The sequence below is a fragment of the Pseudomonas sp. Irchel s3b2 genome, assembly GCF_900187445.1.
In the GTDB taxonomy this organism is placed as follows: domain Bacteria; phylum Pseudomonadota; class Gammaproteobacteria; order Pseudomonadales; family Pseudomonadaceae; genus Aquipseudomonas.
Window position 1 is genome coordinate 47,948 of the sequence record NZ_FYEB01000023.1, and the last position, 25,827, is coordinate 73,774.

Annotated in this window: 23 protein-coding genes; 17 read left to right on the top strand and 6 right to left on the bottom strand. The window is 60.1% G+C overall.

The window, feature by feature from the left end:
- The first annotated feature begins 18 nt into the window (after positions 1-18).
- Complete coding sequence (locus CKW20_RS27995; RefSeq protein WP_095055776.1) at positions 19-687, top strand: HAD-IA family hydrolase; 669 nt, start codon at positions 19-21, stop codon at positions 685-687.
- A gap of 126 nt (positions 688-813) precedes the next feature.
- Here CKW20_RS27995 and CKW20_RS28000 read toward each other — a convergent pair whose 3' ends face one another.
- Positions 814-1,473, bottom strand: coding sequence for an isoprenylcysteine carboxylmethyltransferase family protein (locus tag CKW20_RS28000; protein WP_095055777.1), 660 nt, complete (start codon positions 1,471-1,473; stop codon positions 814-816).
- A gap of 270 nt (positions 1,474-1,743) precedes the next feature.
- On the opposite strand from CKW20_RS28000, the gene CKW20_RS28005 reads away from it, so the two are divergent.
- Positions 1,744-2,676, top strand: coding sequence for a pyridoxal-phosphate dependent enzyme (locus tag CKW20_RS28005; protein ID WP_095055778.1), 933 nt, complete (start codon positions 1,744-1,746; stop codon positions 2,674-2,676).
- A 69-nt stretch (positions 2,677-2,745) separates the two neighbouring features.
- Here the strand turns inward: CKW20_RS28005 and CKW20_RS28010 are convergent, their stop codons facing one another.
- Positions 2,746-3,042 carry a DUF2388 domain-containing protein gene (locus CKW20_RS28010; protein WP_095055779.1) on the bottom strand — a complete coding sequence of 99 codons (297 nt, stop codon included), beginning with the start codon at positions 3,040-3,042 and terminating at the stop codon, positions 2,746-2,748.
- A 385-nt stretch (positions 3,043-3,427) separates the two neighbouring features.
- On the opposite strand from CKW20_RS28010, the gene CKW20_RS28015 reads away from it, so the two are divergent.
- Positions 3,428-3,934, top strand: a complete 507-nt coding sequence (locus tag CKW20_RS28015) for a DinB family protein (RefSeq protein ID WP_095055780.1) — start codon at positions 3,428-3,430, stop codon at positions 3,932-3,934.
- Positions 3,935-4,130: 196 nt separating this feature from the next.
- Here CKW20_RS28015 and CKW20_RS28020 read toward each other — a convergent pair whose 3' ends face one another.
- Positions 4,131-5,525, bottom strand: coding sequence for a HAMP domain-containing sensor histidine kinase (locus CKW20_RS28020; RefSeq protein WP_095055781.1), 1,395 nt, complete (start codon positions 5,523-5,525; stop codon positions 4,131-4,133).
- The gene (locus CKW20_RS28025; protein ID WP_095055782.1) at positions 5,503-6,186 is read right to left on the bottom strand and encodes a response regulator transcription factor; all 684 of its coding nucleotides are present in this window, start codon (positions 6,184-6,186) and stop codon (positions 5,503-5,505) included. The genes CKW20_RS28020 and CKW20_RS28025 overlap by 23 nt, the downstream gene beginning before the upstream one ends.
- Positions 6,187-6,456: 270 nt before the next feature.
- Between CKW20_RS28025 and CKW20_RS28030 the strand changes: the two genes are divergently transcribed.
- Both CKW20_RS28030 and CKW20_RS28035 read left to right on the top strand, forming a co-directional pair.
- The gene (locus tag CKW20_RS28030) at positions 6,457-7,407 is read left to right on the top strand and encodes a hypothetical protein (protein WP_095055783.1); all 951 of its coding nucleotides are present in this window, start codon (positions 6,457-6,459) and stop codon (positions 7,405-7,407) included.
- 233 nt (positions 7,408-7,640) lie between these two features.
- Positions 7,641-8,180: a hypothetical protein gene (locus CKW20_RS28035; protein ID WP_095055784.1), complete on the top strand. Its 540-nt coding sequence runs from the start codon at positions 7,641-7,643 to the stop codon at positions 8,178-8,180.
- A 146-nt stretch (positions 8,181-8,326) separates the two neighbouring features.
- Here CKW20_RS28035 and CKW20_RS28040 read toward each other — a convergent pair whose 3' ends face one another.
- Together CKW20_RS28040 and CKW20_RS28045 are read right to left on the bottom strand one after the other, a co-directional pair.
- Positions 8,327-8,938 (bottom strand): glutathione S-transferase, encoded by a 612-nt coding sequence (locus CKW20_RS28040; RefSeq protein ID WP_095055785.1) that lies wholly within the window; start codon positions 8,936-8,938, stop codon positions 8,327-8,329.
- 76 nt (positions 8,939-9,014) lie between these two features.
- Complete coding sequence (locus tag CKW20_RS28045) at positions 9,015-9,935, bottom strand: MurR/RpiR family transcriptional regulator (RefSeq protein WP_095055786.1); 921 nt, start codon at positions 9,933-9,935, stop codon at positions 9,015-9,017.
- A 311-nt stretch (positions 9,936-10,246) separates the two neighbouring features.
- On the opposite strand from CKW20_RS28045, the gene iolC reads away from it, so the two are divergent.
- The 12 genes from iolC to CKW20_RS28105 all read left to right on the top strand — a co-directional run bounded on the left by iolC (position 10,247) and on the right by CKW20_RS28105 (position 25,146).
- Entirely contained in the window at positions 10,247-12,184 is a 1,938-nt protein-coding gene (iolC, locus tag CKW20_RS28050; protein ID WP_095055787.1) for a 5-dehydro-2-deoxygluconokinase, read from the top strand.
- Positions 12,185-12,285: 101 nt separating this feature from the next.
- On the top strand, positions 12,286-13,179 hold the full coding sequence (gene iolE, locus CKW20_RS28055) for a myo-inosose-2 dehydratase (protein ID WP_095055788.1): 894 nt from the start codon (positions 12,286-12,288) through the stop codon (positions 13,177-13,179).
- Entirely contained in the window at positions 13,176-13,985 is an 810-nt protein-coding gene (gene iolB / locus CKW20_RS28060; RefSeq protein ID WP_095055789.1) for a 5-deoxy-glucuronate isomerase, read from the top strand. Before iolE ends, iolB begins: the two co-directional genes overlap by 4 nt.
- A 44-nt stretch (positions 13,986-14,029) precedes the next feature.
- A complete protein-coding gene (locus tag CKW20_RS28065) occupies positions 14,030-15,532 on the top strand; it encodes a CoA-acylating methylmalonate-semialdehyde dehydrogenase (protein ID WP_095055790.1) in 1,503 nt (500 codons plus the stop codon).
- A 25-nt stretch (positions 15,533-15,557) separates the two neighbouring features.
- On the top strand, positions 15,558-16,379 hold the full coding sequence (locus tag CKW20_RS28070; RefSeq protein WP_095055791.1) for a TIM barrel protein: 822 nt from the start codon (positions 15,558-15,560) through the stop codon (positions 16,377-16,379).
- A gap of 33 nt (positions 16,380-16,412) precedes the next feature.
- Positions 16,413-18,344, top strand: a complete 1,932-nt coding sequence (iolD, locus tag CKW20_RS28075; RefSeq protein ID WP_095055792.1) for a 3D-(3,5/4)-trihydroxycyclohexane-1,2-dione acylhydrolase (decyclizing) — start codon at positions 16,413-16,415, stop codon at positions 18,342-18,344.
- 36 nt (positions 18,345-18,380) lie between these two features.
- Positions 18,381-19,391 (top strand): Gfo/Idh/MocA family protein, encoded by a 1,011-nt coding sequence (locus CKW20_RS28080; protein ID WP_095055793.1) that lies wholly within the window; start codon positions 18,381-18,383, stop codon positions 19,389-19,391.
- 50 nt (positions 19,392-19,441) lie between these two features.
- Positions 19,442-20,494 (top strand): Gfo/Idh/MocA family oxidoreductase, encoded by a 1,053-nt coding sequence (locus tag CKW20_RS28085; protein ID WP_052966872.1) that lies wholly within the window; start codon positions 19,442-19,444, stop codon positions 20,492-20,494.
- Between the two features lie 157 nt (positions 20,495-20,651).
- On the top strand, positions 20,652-21,578 hold the full coding sequence (locus tag CKW20_RS28090) for a sugar ABC transporter substrate-binding protein (RefSeq protein ID WP_095055794.1): 927 nt from the start codon (positions 20,652-20,654) through the stop codon (positions 21,576-21,578).
- Between the two features lie 69 nt (positions 21,579-21,647).
- The gene (locus tag CKW20_RS28095) at positions 21,648-23,213 is read left to right on the top strand and encodes a sugar ABC transporter ATP-binding protein (protein WP_095055796.1); all 1,566 of its coding nucleotides are present in this window, start codon (positions 21,648-21,650) and stop codon (positions 23,211-23,213) included.
- 178 nt (positions 23,214-23,391) lie between these two features.
- Positions 23,392-24,414 (top strand): ABC transporter permease, encoded by a 1,023-nt coding sequence (locus tag CKW20_RS28100; RefSeq protein WP_095055795.1) that lies wholly within the window; start codon positions 23,392-23,394, stop codon positions 24,412-24,414.
- 327 nt (positions 24,415-24,741) lie between these two features.
- Positions 24,742-25,146, top strand: coding sequence for a TraR/DksA family transcriptional regulator (locus tag CKW20_RS28105; protein WP_007907888.1), 405 nt, complete (start codon positions 24,742-24,744; stop codon positions 25,144-25,146).
- The last annotated feature ends 681 nt before the right edge of the window (positions 25,147-25,827 follow it).

Below are 25,827 nucleotides of genomic sequence, written 5' to 3' on the forward strand. Positions count from 1 at the left end.
CGAAAGGAAGTCCGCCCTTTGTCCGTTCAAGCATCCGTGTTCAACACCTCATACCGCGCCTTCCTGTTCGATATGGACGGAACCGTCCTCAACTCCATCGCTGCCGCCGAGCGGATCTGGACCACCTGGGGCCTACGCCACGGGATCGATGTCGATACCTTCCTGCCGACCATCCACGGCGTTCGCGCCATCGATACCATCACCCGTCTGGCCTTGCCCGGGGTAGACGCTGAAGCTGAAGCAGCGTGGATCACCGAGGCGGAAATCGAGGATGTGGAAGGGATTGTCGAGGTGGCCGGCGCGGCGAATTTCCTCAAGTCGCTGCCCGCCAATCAATGGGCGATCGTCACCTCCGCGCCACGGGCGCTGGCCCTGCGCCGAATGGCGGCGGCAGGCATTCCCGAACCTGGCGTGATGATCACCGCCGAAGACGTCAGCACCGGTAAACCTGACCCAGCGGGCTATTATCTGGCCGCTCGTCGGTTAGGGGTCGAGCCCACTGATTGCCTGATCTTCGAAGACGCCGCCGTGGGGATTCGCGCAGGTGAAGCGGCGGGTGCCCACGTCATGGTCATCACCGCGACCCATGTTCATCCGCTCCAGACTCCGCATGCGACCCTGGCCAGCTACAACTTGGTCGAGGCTCGTGCGGACACCGATGGCCGAATCTGCCTGCATTCTTTCTGATCGACCGCGTCCCCTGTGGGAGCTGGGCTTGCCCGCGATGGCGTTGGCACAGACAACATAAATCCCTTGGCAGACCGCAGCGGCCCCATCGCGAGCAAGCTCGGCTCCGACAATGATTGATGTGAGTCAGTAAACCCTGGGAATCAATCGCCAACTACGGGCGCAATAAGCCTCGTATTCACTGCCGAATTGCGCGCGTAACAGCGCTTCTTCGGAGCGAATGCGGGCAATCAGCGGGATCAACGTCAGCACTACCAGTAGCAATCCGACCCCGGAACGAAAGGCCAGCGCCCAGCCCACGCCATTGATCAGCAGCCCCAGATAGCTAGGGTTGCGCAGTTTCCGATAAATCCCGTCGGTGACCAGACGGTGCCCCGGCTGAATCGCCACCAGTCCGCTGAAGCGTTTGCCCAGTACAAACACCGGCCACATCCGCAGTGCGCCGCCGCCGATGAACAGCAACGTGCCGAGCCAACGCACACCCTCGCCACCGAAGGTCCAGAAGTCGATCCGGTCGGTGTAGGCCGGCAGATACCCACTCAACAACCCGAGCACCCCGAAAACCGGCAGCACCCAGCGATTGGCCCGGTCTTCGCGCTCGCCGGAACTCAGGTTGCCTTCGCTAAACAAAGACACGATCGCCATCACCAGGGTTGCCAGTGCAATGACCACCAGCGGAGGGTGCGAGAAAAAAGCTGCCAGCCCGCCCAGCCCGAACACCGCGAGCGCGAAGTAGGCAAGGGTACTAACGAGGGTGAAAAACGCGAGTTTGGCCGAGATTTTCATGACTGACATCGCAAGGGACATAAAACCAGTGTAGATACCGTACGCCGTTCCCGGAGTAGGAGCTGGCTTGCCAGCGAAGGCGGCCTCACGGCATGTAGCGCCCATGAAAACGCCTTCGCCGGCAAGCCGGCTCCTACACGGGGCATCGTGTTATGCCCGAACGGTAGCAGGGGGGTGGGTGAACTAAGCTTGGATAAGGATAAGTCTATCCGTTCATTGTTGGCTCATTGAAAGCTCTCAGTGAGCCGGTGCTGCCACAAGGAGCACACGATGCTTCACATCAGAACGCCCCTGATTTTGCACCCGGGTCTGTCGACCCCGGCCCGGCGAATCTGGCTCAAGCTGGAAAACCTGCAACCCAGCGGCTCGTTCAAACTGCGCGGCATGGGCCTGCTGTGCAGCCAGGCAGCGGAGCAGGGCAAGCGCAAAGTGGTTTGTCCTTCCGGTGGTAACGCCGGGTTGGCCACCGCGGTAGCCGCCGCCAGCCTAGGGCTGAAAGCCTGCATCGTGGTGCCGAACACCACCCCGGAAACCACCCGCGCCAGGATCAGGAAAACCGGTGCCGAGGTGATCGTCCATGGCAAAGTCTGGGACGAAGCCAATCAACGGGCGAAAGAGCTCGCAAAGGGCGCGGACACCGAATATGTGCCAGCCTTCGATCATCCTGTGTTGTGGGAAGGGCACAGCACGATGGTCGATGAAATTATCGAGGACTGTCCTCAGGTCGATGTGTTGGTAACGTCGGTGGGCGGCGGTGGTTTGCTGGCGGGGCTGCTCACTGGACTGATCCGTCATCGGCGCATGGATTGTCGGATCGTTGCTTGCGAAACCCGGGGCGCGGCGTCTTTCGCGGCCGCCGTCAGTGCCGGCCACCCGGTCAGGTTGCCGCGCATCGATACCGTCGCCACGTCACTTGGCGCGGCACAAGTGGCGGCCTGGCCGGTGCAGCACATCCTCGACTTTGCGCACGAATGCGTGGTGCTCAGCGATGATGAGGCGATCATGGGCGTGGTTCGTTACGCCAACGACCTGCGTCAATTGGTCGAACCGGCGTGCGGGGTTTCATTGGCGGTGGCATACCTGGACCATCCGGCGATTGCCAAGGCCCACGATGTGGTCATTGTGGTGTGTGGCGGCGTCAGCATCAGCGCACAGTTGGTAGCCGGCTGGGCGCGCCTGTCCCCTGGGGCGCAAGCAACCTAGGGCTCGAACACTGTCCGGTGTTGCGAGCCCCACGGCTGACTTTTGCAGGTTTCAGCGATCGTCTGGACCTTACTGAGCGAGGATCGCTCTGGCCAGCTCCTCGTCGCTTGCTTTGAGGTCGGGATGATTTTGTCGAATTTCCTTCAACACCGATTCCAGGTAAACGCCGCGAATCGTACCGCCACTCGCCACGAAGCTAGAGGCGTCATCCCGTGCGGGAATCACGATTTTGTCATCCTTGAACGTCGAATACAGCGATGCGGAGACCCCGGCCGAAGTGGCGACATCTTTTGCCTCCACATCGGCCATGGCCGAACCCACGGGCAAACAAAGCACTAGCGAAGATATGAGCAACAGATGGCGCATGACGGCGTCCTCCGAAAGCGTAAAGGAAGTAACACATAATTTAGGATGCTTGACGCTGCTCAGGAGTTCCCTGCTGTTTCGATATATGCATGGGCAGCCGCTCAGGACCGCATGGTCGCGGTAAATACGAAGCCTGTGGGAGAGCTTACTTGCGATAGCGGTGTGTCAGGCGACATCAATGTTGACTGTGCCGCCGTCATCGCGAGCAAGCTCGCTTCTACACCACCACAGGGTGTTCAGACGATCGCCGAAGATCAAAAGATCGCAGGCTGCGCCAGCTGCTACACAGGTCGTGTTGCGCGAAGTGCCGGTTATCAGCGATTTCGATGCTGCCAGCCGCGAGGGCTATTCTTGGCAATGCGCCCATCGTCATGGGAGACCTCTGATGATCAACGTACGCACTGCCCGCATGCTCGCCGATTACAGGCGCTGGGCCGATCAGCGACTCTTCGACAGCCTCATGGCGCTGCCACCGGAAGAGCTCAACCGCAAACGGGTGTCGGTGTTCAACAACATCATCGGCACCTTGAACCATATCTACGTGGTCGACTGCATCTGGCAAGCGCATCTGGAGGGGCGCGGCCACGGCTTCAAAACCTCCCATGATCTGCTCCATCCCGAACTCACCGAGCTGCGACTGGTGCAGCAGGAGATCGATCAATGGTTCTGTGGATGGAGCGCGGCCCAGACCGACGATTCGCTGGATAAACCCATCGAATTCAACTCCGTCGCGGGGGAAAGCGGGGTCATGAGCGCTGGCGCAATGCTGTTGCATGTGGTCAACCACGCCAGTTATCACCGAGGCTGGGTGGTCCAGATGTACTGCGAAATTCCGGCCCTGCCGCCGATCACTGATCTGCCGGTGTTTCTGCGCGAGGTTCCGGGGTACTGAATCGAGTTCCCGGCCTAAGCAAGTCCCCGGTGGGAGCGACCTGTGGCGAGGGGGCTTGCCCCCCGTTGGGTTGCGCAGCTGCCCCAAAATTTCTGATGTACCAAAGATCTTGTGAGTGCTGCGCACTCAAACGGGGGCAAGCCCCCTCGCCACAGGCCGCTCCCACATTGGATCTTCTTTGTGATGGAGATTTGGGTCAGGCCTGAGCAATCAAACGCTGCCGGCAATCGAGCACCAACAACGCACCACCCAGTTCGCTGCTGCCCACTTCCAACGTAAACCCATGCAGGCTGACAATCGCCGCGACGATCGACAATCCCAGCCCGAAACCACTTTGCGGGTTACCGCCCTCGGCGCGATAGAAGCGCTGAAACACCGCCTCACGTTCGGCCAACGCTATGCCGGGGCCGGAGTCGAGTACTTCAATCCGTGTGTGCCCAGCGTCATTCACCCCACGCAAAATCACCTCGCCACCGGGCGGTGTGAATTTGATCGAGTTGCTCAGCAAATTCGCCACGGCTTCGAACAGCAACGCCCGGTCGCCGTTGAGTTGGGGCAGTGATTCGGGCAGTTGCAGTTCAAAAGTCAGTTGGCCTTCTTCCGCCAGCGGCAGATAAAAGTCATGCAATTCTTGCAGCACCGGCACCGGGTCCAGTTGCACGAAACCCGAACGGCGCTGGCGATCCTCCAGCTCGGAAATCCGCAACAGTCCACGAAAACGCGCCATCAAGGTATCGGCCTCGCCGAGCACCGAATCCAGTTGCACGGCCAGCGTCGAACCGTCATCGGCCTGCTGCTGAATCCGGTACAGCTGCGCCCGCAGGCGCGTCAGCGGTGTGCGCAGGTCATGGGCGATGTTGTCGCACACACCCTTGACCTCGTTCATCAAGCGCTCGATGCGTTCGAGCATGGCGTTGACGATGGCGGCGAGCATGTCCAGTTCGTCGCGGCGATTGGACAGCGGCAGGCGCCGGGTCAGGTCACCGGCGACAATGGCTTCGGCGCTGGCCTGGATCGCCCGGATCCGCCGTAGCGGGCGTCGTCTTAATAAATGCCAGCCGGCGATGCCGGGCAGAATGGTCAGCGACACGCCCCACAGCAGCGCGTGCAGGATGATCCGGGTCACGGCAAACAGCGAACCGTTGTCCCGCACCAGCACCAGCCAGCGCCCATCCAGGGTTCGAGTCGCCACGGCGTCGCAACTGTCAGTGGGCAGGGTCGGGTCGTCGGCGTCGACGCAGTCGCTGAGGATGTGAATCTTGCCGTCCAGCGGCAGGCCTTGGGGGATCTGGCGCAAGGGGCCGTTGAGGTAGCGCTGCTGGTCATCGAACAGGCCATAGGCATCGATGCCGCGAACGTCGAAAGTCACACTGGCCGCGAGGGCGTCCTCCAGTTGCTCGCCCGAAAAGCGGGAAAATAGATGCTGACGTTGCATCAACGAATGCTTGGCCAGGGTGTCCAGGTAGCTGGATACCTCGTAGTACATCACCCCCATGAGAATTCCGCTCCAGGCCACGAACAGCGAACTGTAGAGCGCCAGCAAGCGGCTGCTCGAGGAGCGCCAGCCTTTAGAGGGGTTCAGCAATGACATAACCCGAGCCTCGCACAGTCCGAATCAGTGGGACGTTGCCTGGCGGGTCGATCTTCTTGCGCAGACGGCCAATGTGCACGTCGATCAGGTTGGTGCCGGGGTCGAAGTGATAGCCCCAGACTTCTTCGAAAATCATCATCCGCGACAGAATCTGCCCGGTGTTGCGCATCAGAAACTCCAGCAACTTGTACTCGGTAGGCAATAGCGTCAGCAATTGACCGTCGCGGCTGGCCTCGTGGCTGATCAGGTTCAACTCCAGATCGGCCACGCGCAAGGTGGTGGCCTGGGCAGTCACGGTGTTCTGCCGGCGCAGCAAAACTTCGACCCGTGCGGCCATTTCATCGGTGGCGAACGGTTTGGTCAGGTAATCGTCGCCGCCGGCACGCAGGCCGCGAACCCGTTCATCGACATCGGAGAGAGCGCTGATCATCAGGATCGGCGTGGCCACGCCCATGGTGCGCAAGGTGGTGACAATCGCCAGGCCATCGAGCTCCGGCAGCATGCGGTCGAGGGTGATCAGGTCGTAGTTGCCGCTGACTGCACGCTCCAGGCCTTCGCGGCCATTGTCGACCCAATCCACGTCGAGGCCGTGGCTACTCAGTTCGGCGACGATTTCCCGGGCGGTCACGGCGTCGTCTTCGATGGTCAAGATGCGGGTCATAGGGCTTGCCTGATTAGGTGTTCAAGACGTTGCGCGACATTTTGCCAAGAAATGATCGATGGTTTTCTAAATAAAACTTCATGCAGGCGCCGTTTCAAGCAATGCATAAAACCCGCCGATTAGACCTGCGCCTTGCAAACTGCATGACCCGGAGAAATTCATTGATTTCAATTCATTGAAATAAAACGATTTATTGAAGTGGCGCGACTGGCACGTTGACTGCAATTGCTCGTTTGACGAGTTGTAACACCTGCCTGGAGCACTACAAAAATGAACAGATCCTCTGATGGTTTTTATCCTGTCGCAGATGAGTTCAGCACGCTCTCGGGCGTGTCTTGGGCCGCTATCTTCGCCGGGGCCGCGGCGGCTGCGGCGTTGTCGCTGATTCTCGTGCTGCTTGGGTTTGGTCTGGGTTTTTCGGCGGTTTCACCGTGGGCCCATGAAGGCGTCAGCGTCAAAAGCCTGGGTATCTCGACGATTGTCTGGCTGGCCTTTACCCAGATCGTGGCCTCCGGGCTCGGCGGCTATATCGCCGGTCGACTGCGAGTGAGGTGGGCCTACATGCACGGCGATGAGGTCTACTTCCGTGACACGGCCCATGGCTTCCTGGCCTGGTGTATCGCGACGCTGGTGACCGCGACCTTGGTGGTTGGTTCGGTCAGCAACATCGTCAGCGGCGGCGTGCAGGCCGGGGCAACGGTCGCCGGCGGTGCCGCCAGCGCCATGACCCAGGCTGCCGGCAGCGCGGTCGATAATACCGACAGTGATCCATACGGCTACTTCATCGACAGCCTGTTTCGCGATGATCGGCCAGTCGCCGTCAGCGATGACGCCCCCAATGGCACCGTCACCCGGATCTTCGCGCGCAGCCTGCGCAACGACGGTCAATTGGCGCCCGAGGATCGGGCTTACCTGGCACAACTGGTCGCCCAGCGGACCAACCTCACTCAAGCGGACGCCGAGCGTCGTGTCGACGAAGTCTATGCCCGCACCCAAAAAGCCGTTGCCGACGCCAAACTGGCAGCACAACAAGCGGCCGACACCGCAGCCAAAGCCGCAGCCTTGACGGCGTTGTGGATGTTCGTCGCGCTGCTGGCCGGGGCATTTTTTGCCAGTCTCAGCGCGATCTTCGGCGGTCGTCGTCGGGATGCCGTGGAGTATCTGGAAACCGATGCCTACGTGACCACCACCACAACCACGACGCTGCCACCGATTCGCTAACCCAGGAGAACCATCATGCGCTCTATATTGCTGTTCTTTCTCGGCGTACCGATCCCGATCATCATTCTGATTGCCTTGCTGACGTGAGCCCTTTAAGGCGCTTTGCCTGCGCCGCTTCTATTTCTGGTAGAAGCGGCGTTTTGCTTTTCGGATGCCCAAGCAGCGAGAATCGTCCCAGCGGCAGGACATGCGCTCCCACTTCTAATTTTGTGTTGCCTGACGGGAGAAATACCGTGGACAAAAAGGAAAGCAAACGGCAACTGGTGGCGATGCTCGAAAGCGGGCATTCGAAGACCGAAATTTTCAAGACGCTGTCCGGCGGGGAGGTCAAGGATCGGGTGCTGGCCTACTGGATCGGTGCCTATGCTGACCCCGCGTTGTGTCAGCGGCACTCCGGCAAGATCAAGACATTACTTTTCCTGACGATTGCTCAAGCGTTGCTCGGTGCAGTCCTCGGGTTCTTCCTCGGCTCGATGATCGGGCCAGGTGCCGCCGTGTTTTTCACCCTGTTTGCCGCAGTGGTGCCGCTGCTGTTCGCCTGGGGTTTTTATAAGAACGTTGCGCAGGCCTACACCATTTACGTGATCCTGTCCCTGAGCCAGTTTCCGCGAATGTTCCAGGGGTTTGAGGAGGATCCGCTACTGACGCTCGTCGGTGCCGGGATCACCCTGGGCATGGTGTTTTTCGTCGCCTACCTTAAAACGCTGTTGTTCCCGGATCTGGGGTTTCTGGGTTCGAAGAAGGTCAAAGGACGCTACGTGTTTTCCAGCTGAAGATCGGTGCCGAGTGCGGCAGAAATGGAATGCTTGAGGGCGCCTTCGCGGGCAAGCCTCGCTCCTACAGGTCATGCGCCGATCATGCGGGCACCGATCCCCTGGATGATCGTTCCCACGCAGAGCGTGGGAACGATCGTTGTGGCTCAGTTAATCGGCGTACCGACAAACACCTCAAGCCCCTCGGCATACTCTGTGAACGCGCTGATCCGCGGAAACTGCGCGGCCGCCACCTGATCCGGCACCACCAGGTTGGTAAAACTCCAGGCCACCGCCAGGATAATTCCGTCCTGCGCAATCGAACCGTCGGTTTTCAGCGGCTGTTTTTCCAGCTCCCGCTCCAGCGCCGAATACGCCGCGGCCAATTGCCCTTCGACCCGTTCCACCCAGGGCGCGTACTGAATCTCCGCTGGCCGCAGGTTGCGTTCGTAGTAAAGCTGCACCGACTTTTCGCACGCTGCCAATGCCAGGCCGATCAGACGCAGCGAGCGCAAGCGTTGATCCGGATTGTTGGGTATCAGGCTTTTACCCGGCGCGGCCAGAGCCTCCAGGTAGTCGATGATCAGCGTCGAATCCATCAACACCTCGCCATCATCCAGCACCAGGGTCGGTGCCTTCACCACGGGGTTGATCTGCTGGAATTGCTCGAAGTTCCTGAACACCGAAACCGACTCATGCTCCAGCGGTATGCCAAGACACTTGGCGGAAATAGCGACGCGCCGCACGTAGGGCGAATCCAGCATGCCGATCAGTTTCATTGAGCCTCTCCTTAAGACAGTCCATCGGGGATGGACAACCTTAGCTGAGGTTCAGCTACCTGCAAACGGCCTCGCGCTAATCCTCAAACCCCACCTGCTCATGAATCTCATCGACCTTCAATTCCAGCCGATAAGCCACGGCGATAAACAGTGCCTGGCACAGGCACAAGGTTGCACTCAACGAGCGGAAGGCAAACGAGCTGCCTTCGTTGACCAGCAGCACGGTGTTGGCGCGCTTGGCCAAAGGTGAAAGGTTGCTGTCGGTGATGATCAGGGTTTTCGCCTGATTGTGCTGGGCGATGCGCAGGCAGTGCTGGGTTTCCTTGCCGTAGGGCGTGAAGCTGATGGCGATCACCAGGTCATTGGCGCGCACACTGCGCATCTGTTCGCGGTAACTGCCGCCCAGACCCGACACCAGATGAATGCGCTTGTTGGTGTGTTGCAGGTTGTAGACCAGGTAATCGGCCACCGCGAACGAACGGCGCACCCCGACCACGTAGATGTTGTCGGCATTCACCACCAGATCCACGGCCTTGTCGAAGGCCTGGTCATCGAGTTCCAGCCCCAGCCGTTCGATGCCCGACAAGGTAGCATCGATGCATTCACGCGCCAGATCGCCGCCGCTGGCTTTCTGCGACTTGTTGGCGATCATGCTGCGGATGCGTTGCTGGTAGTTCTGCACCGGCGTGGTTTTGTGGGTGTAGGCCTCGCGAAACAGCGCCTGCATTTCGCTGAAGCCGCTGAAGCCGAAACGCTGGGAAAACCGCACGATAGCCGATGGGTGCACTTCGCATTCACGGGCGATGTCGCTGATGCGGTCGACCATGATCCGGTCGCTCTGTTGGCTCATGTAGCTGGCGATGCGTTTGAGCTGGCGCGGCAGGCTTTCGTATTCATCGGTGATCAGCTGCAACAAACGCTCGGCATTGATCGGAGGGCTGGCGAGATCGCTGTCGGGCGTGCTCTCGGTCGTAGCCGGCTGATCGGTGCGGGACATAAGGAATCCTTCTGGCTTGTGCTTATAGAGATGACAGGTCGCGTCATCCCCTGACAATAGGTTGGCTGTGCGCAGTCTACAGGGTAGGCCGGAATAAAATCTTGAGCTTGCGCCCGCCTCGGGGTCTGCTGAAACGATGCACTGTGTCTGGAACGCTTGTGCAGAAGTTTATTGGAAAAAATATTCCACGTAAAAAATATTTAGAATAATTATTGATTGTTCGGTCCCGGTCGTTTTAGTCTGCATCCACCAAGAGTGTTCGGCGCCTTCATCGCCCCGAACGCAGGCTGATAAAAATAACAGGAGCCAGCATGGGCCAGACTCGTTTTGCCAGTGGGCGTCAATTGGATCTGATTTGCCTGGGACGCCTGGGCGTCGACCTCTATGCGCAGCAAGTCGGGGCGCGGCTGGAGGATGTGAGCAGCTTCGCCAAATACCTCGGCGGTTCGTCCGCCAACATCGCTTTCGGCACCGCTCGGCTGGGGCTGAAGTCGGCGATGCTGAGCCGGGTAGGGGACGACCACATGGGCCGCTTCCTGGTTGAATCGCTGACCCGCGAAGGCTGCGACGTCAGCGGCATCAAGGTCGATCCGGAACGCCTGACCGCCATGGTCCTGCTGGGCCTCAAGGACCGTGAAACCTTTCCGCTGGTGTTCTACCGCGAAAACTGCGCCGACATGGCGTTGCGCGCCGAGGACATCAACGAAGCCTTTATCGCCTCCAGCAAAGCCTTGCTGATCACCGGCACGCATTTCTCCACCGACGGCGTCTACAAGGCGAGCATTCAGGCGCTGGACTATGCCGAGAAGCACAACGTCAAACGGGTGCTGGACATCGACTATCGCCCGGTGCTCTGGGGCCTGGCCGGCAAGGCGGACGGTGAAACGCGGTTCGTCGCCGATCAGAACGTCAGCCAGCATGTGCAGAAAATCCTCCCGCGTTTCGACCTGATCGTCGGCACTGAAGAAGAGTTTTTGATCGCCGGTGGTTCCGAAGACTTGCTCACTGCATTGCGCAATGTCCGGCGCCTGAGCGCGGCGACTCTGGTGGTCAAGCTCGGCCCGCAAGGCTGCACGGTGATTCATGGGGCGATCCCGGCGCGTCTCGAAGACGGCGCGATCTATCCCGGCGTGCGCGTCGAGGTGCTGAATGTGCTGGGGGCCGGCGATGCCTTCATGTCGGGTTTCCTCAGCGGTTGGCTGGAGGACGCCAGCGACGAGCGCTGCTGCCAGTTGGCCAATGCCTGCGGCGGTCTGGTGGTGTCGCGCCATGCCTGCGCCCCGGCGATGCCGACCCGCGCCGAACTCGACTATCTATTCAACAGCCCGGTGCCGATCACCCGGCCGGATCAGGACGCGGTGTTGCAGCGTCTGCATCAAGTCAGCGTGCCGCGCAAACAGTGGAAGCAGCTGTTCATCTTCGCCTTCGACCATCGCGGGCAATTGGTGGAGCTGGCCCACAAGGGCGGGCGCGACCTGAACGCTATCGGCGAACTCAAACAGCTCTTTATCAAAGCCGTGGAGCGGGTCGAAACGGATTTGCATGAGCAGGGCGTCGACGCTGACGTTGGCTTGCTGGCGGATCAACGCTTCGGCCAGGACTCGCTGAACGCTGCCACCGGTCGCGGCTGGTGGGTGGCACGACCGGTGGAAGTGCAGGGCTCGCGGCCATTGGCGTTCGAACACGGTCGCTCGATTGGCAGCAACCTGATCGCTTGGCCACAAGAGCAGATCATCAAATGCCTGGTGCAATTCCATCCTGACGACGAGCCGCTGCTGCGTCTGGAGCAGGAAGCGCAGATCAAGGGTTTGTATCAGGCTTCGCAAGTCAGCGGCCATGAACTGCTGCTGGAAATCATTCCGCCCAAGGATCACCCCTCAAAGCATCCGGACGTGCTGTATCGCGCGCTGAAACGCCTCTACAACCTGGGCATCTACCCGGCGTGGTGGAAGATCGAAGCGCAAAGCGCCGAGGAATGGAAACAGCTCGACGAGCTGATTCAGGAACGCGATCCGTATTGCCGTGGCGTGGTGCTGCTGGGCCTGAATGCGCCAGCGGCGGCCTTGGCCGAAGGGTTTCAGCAGGCCAGTCAGAGCCAGACCTGCCGAGGTTTTGCCGTGGGCCGGACGATTTTCCAGGAACCGAGCCGCGCGTGGATGGCCGGTGAAATCGACGACGAAACGCTGATCCGCCAGGTGCAGGGCACGTTCGTCGAACTGATCGAAGCCTGGCGCACGGCCCGCGCTTGAACAAACTAGCTGATTGATCGGGCTTTTGTGGCGAGGGAGCAAGCTCCCTCGCCACAGGTGATCGGTTGAATATTTCAGTAAAAACAATAAAAGGTGCAGCCATGCCCGCTATCCGAATTGGCATCAACCCGATCTCCTGGAGCAACGACGACTTGCCGTCCCTCGGTGGCGAGACGCCGTTGAGCACCGCCCTCAGCGAAGGCAAGGACATCGGCTACGAAGGCTTCGAACTCAACGGCAAATTCCCCAAGGATGCCAAAGGCGTCGGTGACGTGCTGCGGCCTTATGATTTGGCGCTGGTCTCCGGCTGGTATTCCAGCCGTCTGGCCCGCCGTTCCGTGGCCGAGGAAATCGACGCCATCGGCAGCCATGTCGAGCTGCTGGCGAAGAACGGCGCCACAGTGCTGGTCTATGGCGAAGTCGCCGACTCGATTCAAGGCCAGCGCATTCCCTTGGTCGAGCGCCCGCGTTTTCACACCGAACAGGCCTGGCAGGAATACGCCGACAAACTCACCGAACTGGCGCGCTTCACCCTGTCCCAGGGTGTGCGTCTGGCCTATCACCACCACATGGGTGCCTACGTCGAATCCCCGGTCGACATCGACAAACTGATGGCCTTGACCGGCAGTGAAGTCGGCCTGCTGTTCGATTCGGGCCACTGCTACATGGGCGGCGGTGAACCCTTGCAGGTGCTGCGCAAACACATCGAACGTATCTGCCACGTGCATTTCAAGGACGTGCGCAAACCGGTGGTGCAACTGGCGCGCAACAACCTGTGGAGCTTCCCGGACTGCATCATCAACGGCACCTTCACCGTGCCCGGTGATGGTGACATCGACTTTGGCGCTTTGCTCGACGTGCTGCTGGGCGCCGATTACCACGGCTGGCTGGTGGTGGAAGCCGAGCAGGACCCAGCGGTGGCACCGAGTTACGTCTACGCCAAAAAAGGCTATGACACCTTACGCGCACTGCTCAACGAGAGGGCCGCGCGATGAGCCTGTTGGTCAAAAGCAATGCACGCGGCCGGACCATGGTCGAGTTGGCGCAGGGTGACCTGGAATATGTCGGCTTCGCCGCTTACCGCCTGAGCCTCGGCGAAACCCTGCCGGTCAGCGCCGGCGACAAGGAGCTGTGCCTGGTGCTGCTCAGCGGTCGGGTCAGCATCAAAGGTGAAGCGCCGGGGCAGGGCGCGTTCGATTGGGACAACATTGGCGATCGCCAATCGGTGTTCGAAGACAAATCCCCGTTCGCCGCGTACTTGCCACCGGGCAGTCAGGCGCAAGTGGTCGCACTCAGCGACGTGCAGATCGCCGTCTGCGCCGCCCCCGGTTCGACCGCCGAAAACCTCGGCCCACGACTGATCAAGCCCGACAGCATGAAACGCAGCGTGCGCGGCAAGGGTGCCAACACCCGTTACGTCTGCGACATCCTGCCGGACACAGAACCGGCCCATTCGCTGCTGGTGGTGGAAGTGCGTACGCCGTCCGGGCACTCGTCGAGCTACCCGCCGCACAAGCACGACACCGACGATCTGCCGCATCAGAGCTTTCTCGAAGAAACCTATTACCACCAGATCAACCCGCCCCAAGGCTTCGTGTTCCAGCGGGTCTACACCGACGACCGCAGCATCGACCAGGCCATGGCCGTGGAAAACAGCGACCTGGTCGTCGTGCCCAAGGGTTATCACCCGGTCAGCGTGCCCTACGGCTACGAGTCGTATTACCTGAACGTGATGGCCGGCCCGAAACGCGTCTGGCAGTTCCATAACGATCCGCAGCACAGTTGGTTGCTGCATCTCTGAACTAAAAAGCCCGAATTTAAACATTCGAACGGAGAACAAGAACAATGAGCAGCACCCCGGTAATAGGCCATTACATCGACGGTCAGGTGCAGGACAGCGGCAGCGAGCGATTCAGCAATGTCTTCAACCCGGCCACCGGCGCGGTTCAGGCGCGGGTCGGGCTGGCCAGCCAGAAGACCGTGGACGATGCCGTCGCCTCGGCTCTGCAAGCGTTCCCTACATGGTCCGAGCAATCGTCGCTACGACGTTCGCGGGTGATGTTCAAGTTCAAGGAACTGCTCGACCGTCATCACGACGAACTGGCGCAAATCATCAGCCGCGAACACGGCAAAGTGTTCTCGGACGCCAAGGGCGAAGTCACACGTGGCATCGAGATCGTCGAGTATGCCTGCGGTGCGCCGAACCTGCTGAAAACCGAGTTCAGCGACAACATTGGCGGTGGCATCGACAACTGGAACCTGCGCCAGCCGTTGGGTGTGTGTGCCGGCGTAACCCCGTTCAACTTCCCGGTGATGGTGCCGCTGTGGATGATCCCGCTGGCGCTGGTTACCGGTAACTGCTTCATCCTCAAACCGTCCGAGCGTGATCCTTCCGCCAGTTTGTTGATGGCCCGTTTACTGACCGAAGCCGGATTGCCGGACGGTGTGTTCAACGTGGTCCAGGGCGACAAGGCTGCAGTCGATGCCTTGCTGCAACACCCGGACATCGAGGCGATTTCCTTTGTCGGCTCGACGCCGATTGCCGAGTACATCCACCAGCAAGCGACTTCGCGCGGCAAACGGGTACAGGCGCTGGGCGGGGCGAAGAACCACATGATCGTCATGCCTGATGCCGATCTGGACCAAGCGGCGGATGCCCTGATTGGCGCCGCTTACGGCTCGGCCGGTGAGCGCTGCATGGCGATTTCGATTGCCGTGGCCGTCGGTGATGTCGGCGACCAGTTGATTGCCAAACTGCTGCCGCGCATCGATCAACTGAAAGTCGGCAATGGCATGCAGGGTGACAGCGACATGGGGCCGCTGGTGACTGCCGAGCACAAGGCCAAGGTCGAGGGCTTTATCGGCGAAGGCGTGGCCCAGGGCGCACAGCTGATTGTCGACGGGCGCAACTTCAAGGTGCCGGGGGCCGAGAATGGCTTCTTCGTCGGCGCGACGCTGTTCGACAACGTCACAACCGAGATGAGCATCTACCAGCAAGAGATCTTCGGCCCGGTGCTGGGCATCGTGCGCGTGCCGGATTTCGCCAGTGCCGTGGCACTGATCAACGCCCATGAGTTCGGCAATGGCGTGTCCTGTTTCACCAGCGATGGCGGCATTGCCCGCTCGTTTGCCCGCAACATCAAAGTCGGCATGGTCGGCATCAACGTACCGATTCCGGTGCCCATGGCCTGGCACTCCTTTGGTGGCTGGAAACGCTCGCTGTTTGGTGATCACCATGCGTACGGCGAAGAAGGCATTCGCTTCTACAGCCGCTACAAAAGCGTGATGCAGCGCTGGCCCGACAGCATCGCCAAGGGCCCTGAATTCAGCATGCCGACAGCCAAATAATTCACGTGTACGGAGAACAAAAATAATGAGCAAACCCCTGCGTTTCGCCCTGAACCGTATGGTCGCTCCACGTTTGTCCCTGCCCGCGTTCATTGAGTTGGCGGTGACCCTCAAGGCCGACGCCATCGAAATCCGCAACGATCTCAAGGGTGTCGAGATCGAGGACGGCACTGCGCCCGAACACGTGCGTGAGTTGTGCGCGGCCAAAGGCATCACCGTGCTGTCGATCAACGCGCTGTATCCGTTCGATGTCTGGAATGACGAGCGCCGCGCACACGCGCTGAAGCTCGCCGCTTATGCCCGTGATTGCGGCGCGCAGGGTTTGGTCATGTGTCCGTTGAACGACCGTGCCGACCCACGAACCGAGGCGCAGCGTGCTTCCGGGCTGCGCACAGCGTTGAGTGAACTGGCGCCGATCCTGCGTGATCACGGCATCCTCGGTTTTATCGAGCCGCTGGGTTTCGAAGAATGCTCTCTGCGGCGCAAACGCACCGCGGTCGACGCAATCAAAGCCATCGGCGGGCTGGATGTGTTCCGTCTGGTGCATGACACCTTTCACCATCACTTGGCCAGCGAACATGAATTCTTCCCCGAGCTGACCGGGCTGGTTCATATCTCCGGCGTCGAGGATGCCGAGGCGCCGCTGGCGAGCATCCGCGACGGCCATCGGGTGCTGGTGGGCGAGGGCGATATCCTCGGCAACGCGGCGCAGATCGAAACCTTGCTCGCTACTGGCTACAGCGGCTACCTGTCGTTCGAACCGTTCGCCGACAGCGTCCATGGCCTGGCGGATATCCAGACGGCGATTGGTGCGAGCATGGATCACCTGAACAAATCTCTGAGCTGATACTTCGGATTTGCATACGGAAAAGGTGCAAGCATGACCACAACAAGACTGACCATGGCCCAGGCCCTGGTGAAATTCCTCGATAACCAATACATCGAGGTCGATGGGGTTCAGAGCAAATTTGTCGCCGGGATCTTCACCATTTTCGGCCACGGCAATGTGCTGGGTCTGGGGCAAGCCCTGGAGCAGGATAGCGGTGACCTGATCGTCCATCAGGGCCGCAACGAGCAAGGCATGGCCCACGCCGCCATCGGTTTTGCCAAGCAACACCTGCGACGCAAGATCTACGCCTGTTCTTCATCGGTGGGCCCGGGTGCGGCGAACATGCTGACCGCTGCTGCCACGGCCACCGCCAACCGTATTCCCTTGCTGCTGTTGCCCGGCGACGTCTACGCCTGCCGCCAACCGGACCCGGTGCTGCAACAGATCGAGCAGTTCCACGACCTGAGCATCAGCACCAACGATGCGTTCAAGGCCGTGAGCAAATACTGGGACCGCATCAACCGTCCCGAGCAACTGATGACGGCGGCGATCCACGCCATGCGCGTGCTCACCGACCCCGCCGAAACCGGCGCCGTGACCCTGGCCTTGCCGCAAGACGTGCAGGCCGAGGCTTACGACTACCCCGATTACTTCCTGCAAAAACGCGTGCACCGCATCGAGCGCCGCCCGGCCACCGACGCGATGCTCGGTGATGCCTTGGCCCTGTTCAAAGGCAAGCGCAAGCCGCTGATCATCTGCGGCGGCGGGGTCAAATACTCCGGCGCCAACGCGGCGTTGCAGGCGTTCGCCGAACGCTTCGATATTCCCTTTGCCGAAACCCAGGCCGGCAAGAGTGCGGTGGTGTCCAGCCATCCGCTGAACGTCGGTGGCATCGGCGAAACCGGTTGCCTGGCGGCGAACCTGCTGGCCAAGGATGCTGATTTGATCATCGGTGTGGGTACTCGCTACAGCGATTTCACCACCGCGTCGAAATCCTTGTTCAAACACCCGGACGTGCAATTTCTCAATCTCAATATCAGCCCCTGCGATGCCCTGAAACTCGACGGCGTGCAGCTGCTGGCGGACGCCAAAACCGGTCTGCAGGCACTGGCCGAAGCATTGGGCGAATACCGCTCGAGCTGGGGCGATCAACCCCGGCAAGCCAAGGCGCAACTGGATGAGGAAGTCGATCGAATCTATCAGGTCGAATACCAGGCGAAAGATTTCGTTCCGGAAATCAACGATCATCTGGACCCGGCAGTATTGCGCGAATTCATCGAGCTGACCGGTTCCTGCCTGACCCAGAGCCGGGTGCTCGGCGTGCTCAATGAAACCCTGGCCGATGACGCCGTGATCGTCGCCGCCGCTGGCAGTTTGCCCGGTGACCTGCAGCGCAGCTGGCGCAGCAAGGGCGTGAACACTTACCACGTCGAGTACGGTTATTCGTGCATGGGTTACGAGGTGAATGCCGCACTGGGCGTGAAGCTCGCCGAGCCTGAGCGCGAGGTCTATGCGCTGGTGGGCGACGGCTCCTACATGATGCTGCACTCGGAACTGGCGACCTCGATCCAGGAGCGGCGCAAGATCAACGTGGTGCTGCTGGACAACATGACCTTCGGCTGCATCAACAACCTGCAAATGGAACACGGCATGGACAGCTTCGGCACCGAGTTCCGTTTCCGTAATCCACAAACCGGCAAGCTCGATGGCGGTTTTGTGCCGGTGGATTTCGCCATGAGCGCGGCGGCTTACGGCTGCAAGACTTACAAAGTGAACACCGTTGAAGAGTTGCAAGCCGCATTGGCGGATGCGCGGTTGCAGACCGTGTCGACGCTGATCGATATCAAGGTCCTGCCCAAAACCATGATTCACAAATACCTGTCGTGGTGGCGGGTCGGCGTGGCGCAAGTCTCCACCAGTGCCCGCACCGATGCGGTGGCCAAGACCCTCAACGAACGACTGGCCAAGGCCCGTCAATACTGATTGCCCCAAACGAACAACAAATCTGGGAGTCTTTAAATGTCTTTGAAACTTGGAGTTATCGGCACCGGGGCCATCGGCCAGGACCACATCCGTCGTTGCAGCCAGACCTTGCTCAATAGCCAGGTCGTCGCGGTTACCGACATCAATTTGCAGCAAGCGGCCAAGGTCGTTTCCGATCTGAAACTGACCGCCGAGGTCTATCCCGACGGCCACGCGCTGATCAAGGCACCGGAAGTCGACGCGATCCTTGTCACCTCCTGGGGCCCGAGCCACGAAGAATATGTACTGGCAGCGATTGCGGCGGGCAAACCAGTGTTCTGCGAGAAGCCGCTGGCGGTCACCGCCGAAGGCTGCCGCAAGATCGTCGAAGCCGAAGTGGCTCACGGTACGCGGCTGGTGCAGGTCGGCTTCATGCGTCCGTACGATGAAGGTTATCGGGCATTGAAAGCAGTGATCGACAGCGGCCAGATTGGCGAGCCGCTGATGCTGCACTGCGCGCACCGCAACCCTACCGTGGGCGAAAACTACAAGACCGACATGGCAATCACCGACACGCTGATCCATGAACTGGACGTGTTGCGCTGGTTGCTCGACGACGATTATGTGTCGGTGCAAGTGGTGTTCCCGCGCAAGACCAGCAAGGCCCACGCCCATTTGAAAGACCCGCAGATCGTGCTGCTGGAAACCGTCAAGGGCACGCGCATCGATGTGGAAGTGTTCGTCAACTGCCAATACGGCTACGACATCCAATGCGAAGTGGTAGGGGAGACCGGCATCGCCAAACTGCCGGAACCGTCGCAGGTTCAATTGCGCAGTGGGGCGAAGTTGTCGAATGCGATTCTGATGGACTGGAAGGACCGGTTCATCGCCGCGTATGACGTCGAGTTGCAGGCGTTTATCGATGGTGTGCGGGCCGGGCAGGTCGGCGGGCCGTCGGCGTGGGATGGTTTTGCGGCAGCGGTGGCGGCGGATGCCTGCATCGAAGCGCAGAACAGCGGCCAAATCGTAAATGTCGGCCTGCCAGACCGCCCACACTTCTACGACTAACCGATCGTTCCCACGCAGAGCGTGGGAACGATCATAAGAGGAGTTGATTCATGCGTATCGGACTTGTCGGTTACGGCCATGGCGGCCGGTTTTTCCATGCTCCGCTGATCAGCAGTTTGCCGGCGGCGACCTTCGTGGGCGTGGTCACCCGTTCTGCCGAGCGCCGACAACTGCTGGCGGCGGAACATCCCGGTGTGCCGGCCTTCGACAGCATCGGCCAACTGGTCGAAGCCGGGGTCGATGTGTTGGTGATCTCCACACCGCTCAAAGGTCGCCCGGCGCTGGTGCTCGACGCCATCGAACACGAGGTGGCGGTGGTCAGCGACAAGCCGTTCGCCGCCGATGCGCAACAGGCGCAAACCCTGATCACCATGGCCGAGCGTCAGGGCGTGCAATTGAGCGTCTACCAGAACCGGCGCTGGGACTCGGACTTCCTCACCGTGCGCAAACTCATTGAGTCCGGTGCGCTGGGTCAGGTCACCCGTTTTGAATCGCGGATCGAGCGCTATTCGCCGCAGTCGGTGAACAACGGCAGCGGCGGCGGTTTCCTGCGCGATCTGGGCAGCCATCTGGTGGATCAGGCGCTCCTGTTGTTCGGCCCCGTCACCCGGGTTTACGCCGAGCTGGATTACCTCGAAAAAGGCCAGCCCTTCGACAACGGCTTCTTTATGTCCCTGACCCATGCCAACGGCGTGATCTCGCACCTGGGCGGCAGTTGCCTGCAAAACACCCCCGGCCCGCGCTTTCGCGTGACCGGCACCCAGGGCTGCTACAGCGTCGACGGTCTGGACGGGCAGGAGGCATCGACCCTCGCCGGGCTTACGCCGAAATCCGAAGGCGAGCGCTGGGGCGTCGAAGAGCACCGACGCTGGGGCTGGTTCGAGCAGGGCGAGGTGCGTGAGCGGGTGCCGTCCGAGCGTGGCTGCTGGAATCAGTTCTATTTACAGCTACAAACCGCGTTACAGAGCGGTGGCCCACTGCCGGTCGACGCCCGTGATGCACTGGCGACCACCCGCGTACTAGACGCTGCGCGGCTAAGTTTCGAGCGGCATCAAGTGGTGGCACTGAGCCCGTTCGAGAGCCATGGAATAAAATCAGAATAAAATTCTAAAATGAGTTGATATAGAAATTATTTTCCAATAAAGTCGTTTCAAGGCGACCTGCCACGCGCCTCGTTTCAATCCTTTTCCCGCTTGCTCGCTTACTGAAATCGTCACGCCTTATCCATAAAACCAACAAGAATGTGGAGAAAGACTTTTCATGAAGACCAAGATCCGTTTCGCCTCACTGGCCCTGTCCCTGATGTTCGCCAGCGGCGCCGCACTCGCTGACATGAAGATCGGCGTCAGCATGTCGCAGTTCGATGACACCTGGCTGACTTACCTGCGCGAATCCATGGACACCAAAGCCAAGTCCTATCCCGATGGCGTCAAGTTGCAGTTCGAAGACGCGCGCAGCGACGTGGTCAAGCAGTTGAGCCAGGTAGAAAGCTTCATCAGCCAGAAGGTCGACGCCATCGTGGTCAACCCGGTGGATACCGCCGCCACCAAAAAAATCACCGAAGCAGCAGTCAAGGCCGGTATTCCACTGGTTTACGTCAATCGCCGTCCCGATGACCTGAACCTGCCCAAAGGCGTGGTCACTGTCGCCTCCAACGATCTGGAGGCCGGCCAGATGCAGATGCAGTACCTGGCCGACAAAATGGGCGGCAAGGGCGACATCGTGATTCTGCTGGGTGACCTGGCCAACAACTCCACCACCAACCGCACCAAGGGCGTGAAAGAGGTGCTGGCCAAGTATCCGAATATCAAGATCGAGCAAGAACAGACCGGCATCTGGTCGCGGGACAAGGGCATGACCCTGGTCAACGACTGGTTGACCCAGGGCCGCAAGTTCGACGCGGTGGTCTCCAACAATGACGAGATGGCGATTGGCGCGGCCATGGCGCTGCAACAGGCCGGCGTGGAGAAGGGCAGTATTCTGATTGCCGGTGTCGACGGTACGCCCGACGGTTTGAACGCGGTGAAGAAGGGCTCGATGGTCGTCTCGGTGTTCCAGGACGCCAAGGGTCAGGCGGACGGTTCGATCGACACGGCGGTGAAAATGGCCAGGAACGAACCGGTCGAGCCGGCCGTGTGGGTGCCGTATCGCTTGATCACCCTGCAAAACGTCGACACGTTCAAATAGTCCGTCCGTTCGATAACAACAATAAGCACGCAAGGTTGCAACGCGACCTTGCTGATGGAGTACCTGATCATGTTCGCTTCAGCGACTGCTTCGAGCACCCCGTTAATGTGTGTCCAGCCAACTGCAATACCTGTCGATGAGCCGTACCTGCTGGAGATCATCAACGTCAGCAAGGGTTTTCCCGGTGTGGTGGCCTTGTCCGACGTGCAGCTTCGGGTGCGTCCCGGTTCCGTACTGGCGCTGATGGGCGAGAACGGCGCCGGCAAATCTACCCTGATGAAAATCATTGCCGGCATCTACCAGCCGGACGCTGGCGAGTTGCGTCTGCGGGGCAAGCCGGTGGTCTTTGAAACACCACTGGCTGCGCTCCAGGCCGGGATCGCGATGATCCACCAGGAACTCAACCTGATGCCGCACATGAGCATCGCCGAGAACATCTGGATCGGCCGCGAGCAGCTCAACGGCCTGCACATGATCGACCACCGCGAGATGCATCGTTGCACCGCCAAACTGCTGGAGCGTCTGCGAATCAATCTCGACCCGGAAGAGCAGGTGGGCAACCTGAGCATCGCCGAACGGCAGATGGTCGAGATCGCCAAGGCGGTGTCCTACGACTCCGACATCCTGATCATGGACGAGCCGACCTCGGCCATCACCGATACGGAAGTCGCGCATCTGTTCTCGATCATTGCCGACCTCAAGAGCCAGGGCAAAGGCATCATCTATATCACTCACAAAATGAACGAAGTGTTCAGCATCGCCGATGAAGTGGCGGTGTTCCGTGACGGCGCCTACATCGGCCTGCAACGGGCCGACAGCATGGACGGTGACAGCCTGATTTCGATGATGGTCGGCCGCGAGCTGAGCCAGTTGTTCCCGGTGCGCGAGAAGCCGATCGGCGATCTGTTGCTGTCGGTACGCGACCTCAAGCTGGACGGCATTTTCAAAGACGTCTCCTTCGACCTGCATGCCGGCGAGATCCTTGGCATCGCCGGGTTGATGGGCTCGGGGCGGACCAACGTCGCCGAAGCGATTTTCGGCATCACCCCAAGCGACGGTGGCGAAATCCGTCTCGACGGCGAAGTGGTGCGCATCAGCGATCCGCACATGGCGATCGAGAAGGGCTTCGCGCTGTTGACCGAAGATCGCAAGCTCAGCGGCCTGTTCCCGTGCCTGTCGGTGCTGGAGAACATGGAAATGGCAGTCTTGCCCCATTACGTCGGCAACGGCTTCATCCAGCAAAAAGCCCTGCGCGCGTTGTGTGAAGACATGTGCAAGAAGCTGCGGGTGAAAACGCCGTCGCTGGAGCAGTGCATCGACACGCTGTCCGGCGGCAATCAGCAGAAGGCTTTGCTGGCGCGCTGGCTGATGACCAATCCGCGCATCCTGATTCTCGACGAGCCGACCCGGGGTATCGATGTCGGCGCCAAGGCCGAGATCTACCGGCTGATTTCCTACCTCGCCAGCGAAGGCATGGCGGTGATCATGATTTCCTCGGAACTTCCGGAAGTGCTGGGCATGAGCGACCGGGTCATGGTCATGCACGAGGGTGACCTGATGGGCACCCTCGACCGCAGCGAAGCGACCCAGGAACGGGTGATGCAACTGGCCTCGGGTATGTCCCAGTGTCATTAAATCAAGGGTGAACGCAGTTCAAGGGTGAAAGGGGATTGTGTGGCGAGGGAGCTTGCTCCCGCTGGGCTGCGAAGCGGCCCTAAAGGAGTGGGACTGCTGCGCAGTCCAACGGGAGCAAGCTCCCTCGCCACAAACAAGCTCCCTCGCCACACGGATTTTATTTGAAGGGTGAGTGGTTATGAACGCGATACTGGAAAACAAGCCTGCAGTGGCACCGGTCAAGAGTCGCCGGCGCCTTCCGACCGAGTTGAGTATCTTCCTGGTGCTGATCGGCATCGGCCTGGTCTTCGAAATGTTCGGCTGGATCGTGCGGGACCAGAGCTTCCTGATGAACTCTCAGCGCCTGGTGCTGATGATCCTGCAAGTGTCGATCATCGGCCTGCTGGCGATCGGCGTGACCCAGGTCATCATCACCACTGGTATTGACCTGTCTTCCGGTTCGGTGCTGGCGTTGTCGGCGATGATTGCCGCCAGCCTGGCCCAGACCTCGGACTTTGCCCGGGCGGTGTTTCCATCCCTGACGGACTTGCCGGTGTGGATTCCAGTGATCGTCGGGCTTGGAGTGGGTTTGCTGGCGGGGGCGATCAACGGCAGCATCATTGCGATCACCGGGATTCCGCCGTTCATTGCCACCCTCGGCATGATGGTCTCGGCCCGTGGACTGGCGCGCTACTACACCGAAGGTCAGCCGGTGAGCATGCTCTCGGATTCCTACACGGCCATCGGACACGGCGCGATGCCGGTGATCATCTTTCTGGTGGTGGCGGTGATCTTTCACATCGCCCTGCGCTACACCAAGTACGGCAAGTACACCTACGCCATCGGCGGCAACATGCAGGCGGCGCGTACCTCCGGGATCAACGTCAAGCGGCATCTGGTGATCGTCTACAGCATCGCCGGGTTGCTTGCGGGCCTGGCCGGGGTGGTGGCGTCGGCGCGGGCGGCGACCGGGCAGGCCGGGATGGGCATGTCTTATGAACTGGATGCGATTGCCGCGGCGGTCATCGGCGGCACCAGCCTGGCGGGTGGCGTCGGGCGTATCACCGGCACCGTGATCGGCGCGTTGATCCTCGGGGTCATGGCCAGCGGCTTTACCTTTGTCGGTGTTGATGCTTATATTCAAGACATCATCAAGGGGCTGATTATTGTGGTGGCGGTGGTCATCGACCAGTACCGCAACAAGCGCAAACTCAAGCGCTGAAGCCGGACAAAATGCAAAAAAGCGCCACGCCTGACCCGCGTGGCGCAGCCGTTTGTCTTCTATATACAGCCGCTCGACTGAATTTCTTGCTATAAACGCACTCCGATAAGCGCCTCAAAGCCTGCCATAGCGCACTTTCAGGGCTTTGTCGGGCAGATTTGCTGTCTTTTCAGTTGCTGAGGCCTCAAGTGGGCCTTAGACTGCCGCCCCTCGTAAATTGAGTGCCGGGTGGCGCTTGGAATAAACGGCGCCTTTCCAATGACCGTTTCAGGTTCAACGGATCGCTCCCTAATTCGCCTTAATGCACGTTTTTTTATAGAGATATCAATGACAAAGGACAAGTTGCTGGCCATGCCGGCGGATGACTACATGAATGCCGAGCAACATGCTTTTTTCTCTGAGCTGTTGCAGAACATGAAAGTCGAAACCCATGAGCGCATCGAACAGAATCGCATCGCCATCGAGAGCCTGGACACCCCGGCCGATCCGGCTGACGCGGCTTCAGTCGAAGAAGAGCGCACCTGGCTGGTGAATGCGATCGATCGCGACCAGCGCATGCTGCCTCAATTGGAACAGGCCCTGGAACGCATCAAGGAAGACAGCTTTGGCTGGTGCGATGACAGCGGCGAGGCTATCGGCCTGAAACGCCTGCTGATCAGCCCGACCACCAAGTACTGCATCGAAGCTCAAGAGCGTCACGAGCAGATCGACAAGCACCAGCGTCAGGCCTGATTTCGTAGCGTCCCTGTTGCGGCATGGGTATCTGCACGTCTCTCCGATTTTGATGGGTACATATCCGTTTCTGCGGTTACGGCCGCTGGCGGTTTCGCTTTTACAGCGAGTCACTTTCGAAAAGCGCGAAAGTAACCAAAGCGCTTCTGCCCCTGTCGTTCGGTGCCTCGCCCAGGCTCGGCATGCCCTCGCTCCGGTCCTGCTCCGTGGGCCCGCCGCGATCGGCCATCCATGGCCGTGCGCGGCTAACCCGGCATCCATGCCGGGTTGCCCACTGCGCAGAACCTCCACTCGGCCTCTCGAGGGCGCGGTGCCTCAAGATCAACAGCTGCAGGCGAGCTAACGCTCGGCCTGTTGAGTGGTGAAAAGCAGAGTGGATGGGCGCTGATTTTAGATGTGCTTTGATTTTTTGTGGGGTCGGGTCGCCGCATCGCTGCGATGGCGGCCTGTCAGCCGACCAATCTTACAAGGGCATGCCGAGCCTGGGCGAGGCACCGAATGGCGGGGCAAGAGCCCTTGGTTACTTGGGGCTTTTCCAAGTGACTCGCTGTAAAAGCCAGCCCTTTCAAGGTCTTCGTTTAGAATCCCCCCAAAACTCCAGTCAGGGTGACGAAAACGATGTGGGCAGAAGTTCTAGCGCGGTTTGAAAAAAAGGCACCGGCCAGTGTCATGGTCAAGTTG

Bases quoted from the DNA above. Each gene is read 5' to 3' on its own strand.
- CKW20_RS28000 (WP_095055777.1), bottom strand. From the start codon at position 1,473: ATGAAAATCTCGGCCAAACTCGCGTTTTTCACCCTCGTTAGTACCCTT.
- CKW20_RS28005 (WP_095055778.1), top strand. From the start codon at position 1,744: ATGCTTCACATCAGAACGCCCCTGATTTTGCACCCGGGTCTGTCGACC.
- CKW20_RS28010 (WP_095055779.1), bottom strand. From the start codon at position 3,042: ATGCGCCATCTGTTGCTCATATCTTCGCTAGTGCTTTGTTTGCCCGTG.
- CKW20_RS28015 (WP_095055780.1), top strand. From the start codon at position 3,428: ATGATCAACGTACGCACTGCCCGCATGCTCGCCGATTACAGGCGCTGG.
- CKW20_RS28020 (WP_095055781.1), bottom strand. From the start codon at position 5,525: ATGTCATTGCTGAACCCCTCTAAAGGCTGGCGCTCCTCGAGCAGCCGC.
- CKW20_RS28025 (WP_095055782.1), bottom strand. From the start codon at position 6,186: ATGACCCGCATCTTGACCATCGAAGACGACGCCGTGACCGCCCGGGAA.
- CKW20_RS28030 (WP_095055783.1), top strand. From the start codon at position 6,457: ATGAACAGATCCTCTGATGGTTTTTATCCTGTCGCAGATGAGTTCAGC.
- CKW20_RS28040 (WP_095055785.1), bottom strand. From the start codon at position 8,938: ATGAAACTGATCGGCATGCTGGATTCGCCCTACGTGCGGCGCGTCGCT.
- CKW20_RS28045 (WP_095055786.1), bottom strand. From the start codon at position 9,935: ATGTCCCGCACCGATCAGCCGGCTACGACCGAGAGCACGCCCGACAGC.
- iolC (WP_095055787.1), top strand. From the start codon at position 10,247: ATGGGCCAGACTCGTTTTGCCAGTGGGCGTCAATTGGATCTGATTTGC.
- iolE (WP_095055788.1), top strand. From the start codon at position 12,286: ATGCCCGCTATCCGAATTGGCATCAACCCGATCTCCTGGAGCAACGAC.
- iolB (WP_095055789.1), top strand. From the start codon at position 13,176: ATGAGCCTGTTGGTCAAAAGCAATGCACGCGGCCGGACCATGGTCGAG.
- CKW20_RS28065 (WP_095055790.1), top strand. From the start codon at position 14,030: ATGAGCAGCACCCCGGTAATAGGCCATTACATCGACGGTCAGGTGCAG.
- CKW20_RS28070 (WP_095055791.1), top strand. From the start codon at position 15,558: ATGAGCAAACCCCTGCGTTTCGCCCTGAACCGTATGGTCGCTCCACGT.
- iolD (WP_095055792.1), top strand. From the start codon at position 16,413: ATGACCACAACAAGACTGACCATGGCCCAGGCCCTGGTGAAATTCCTC.
- CKW20_RS28080 (WP_095055793.1), top strand. From the start codon at position 18,381: ATGTCTTTGAAACTTGGAGTTATCGGCACCGGGGCCATCGGCCAGGAC.
- CKW20_RS28085 (WP_052966872.1), top strand. From the start codon at position 19,442: ATGCGTATCGGACTTGTCGGTTACGGCCATGGCGGCCGGTTTTTCCAT.
- CKW20_RS28090 (WP_095055794.1), top strand. From the start codon at position 20,652: ATGAAGACCAAGATCCGTTTCGCCTCACTGGCCCTGTCCCTGATGTTC.
- CKW20_RS28095 (WP_095055796.1), top strand. From the start codon at position 21,648: ATGTTCGCTTCAGCGACTGCTTCGAGCACCCCGTTAATGTGTGTCCAG.
- CKW20_RS28100 (WP_095055795.1), top strand. From the start codon at position 23,392: ATGAACGCGATACTGGAAAACAAGCCTGCAGTGGCACCGGTCAAGAGT.
- CKW20_RS28105 (WP_007907888.1), top strand. From the start codon at position 24,742: ATGACAAAGGACAAGTTGCTGGCCATGCCGGCGGATGACTACATGAAT.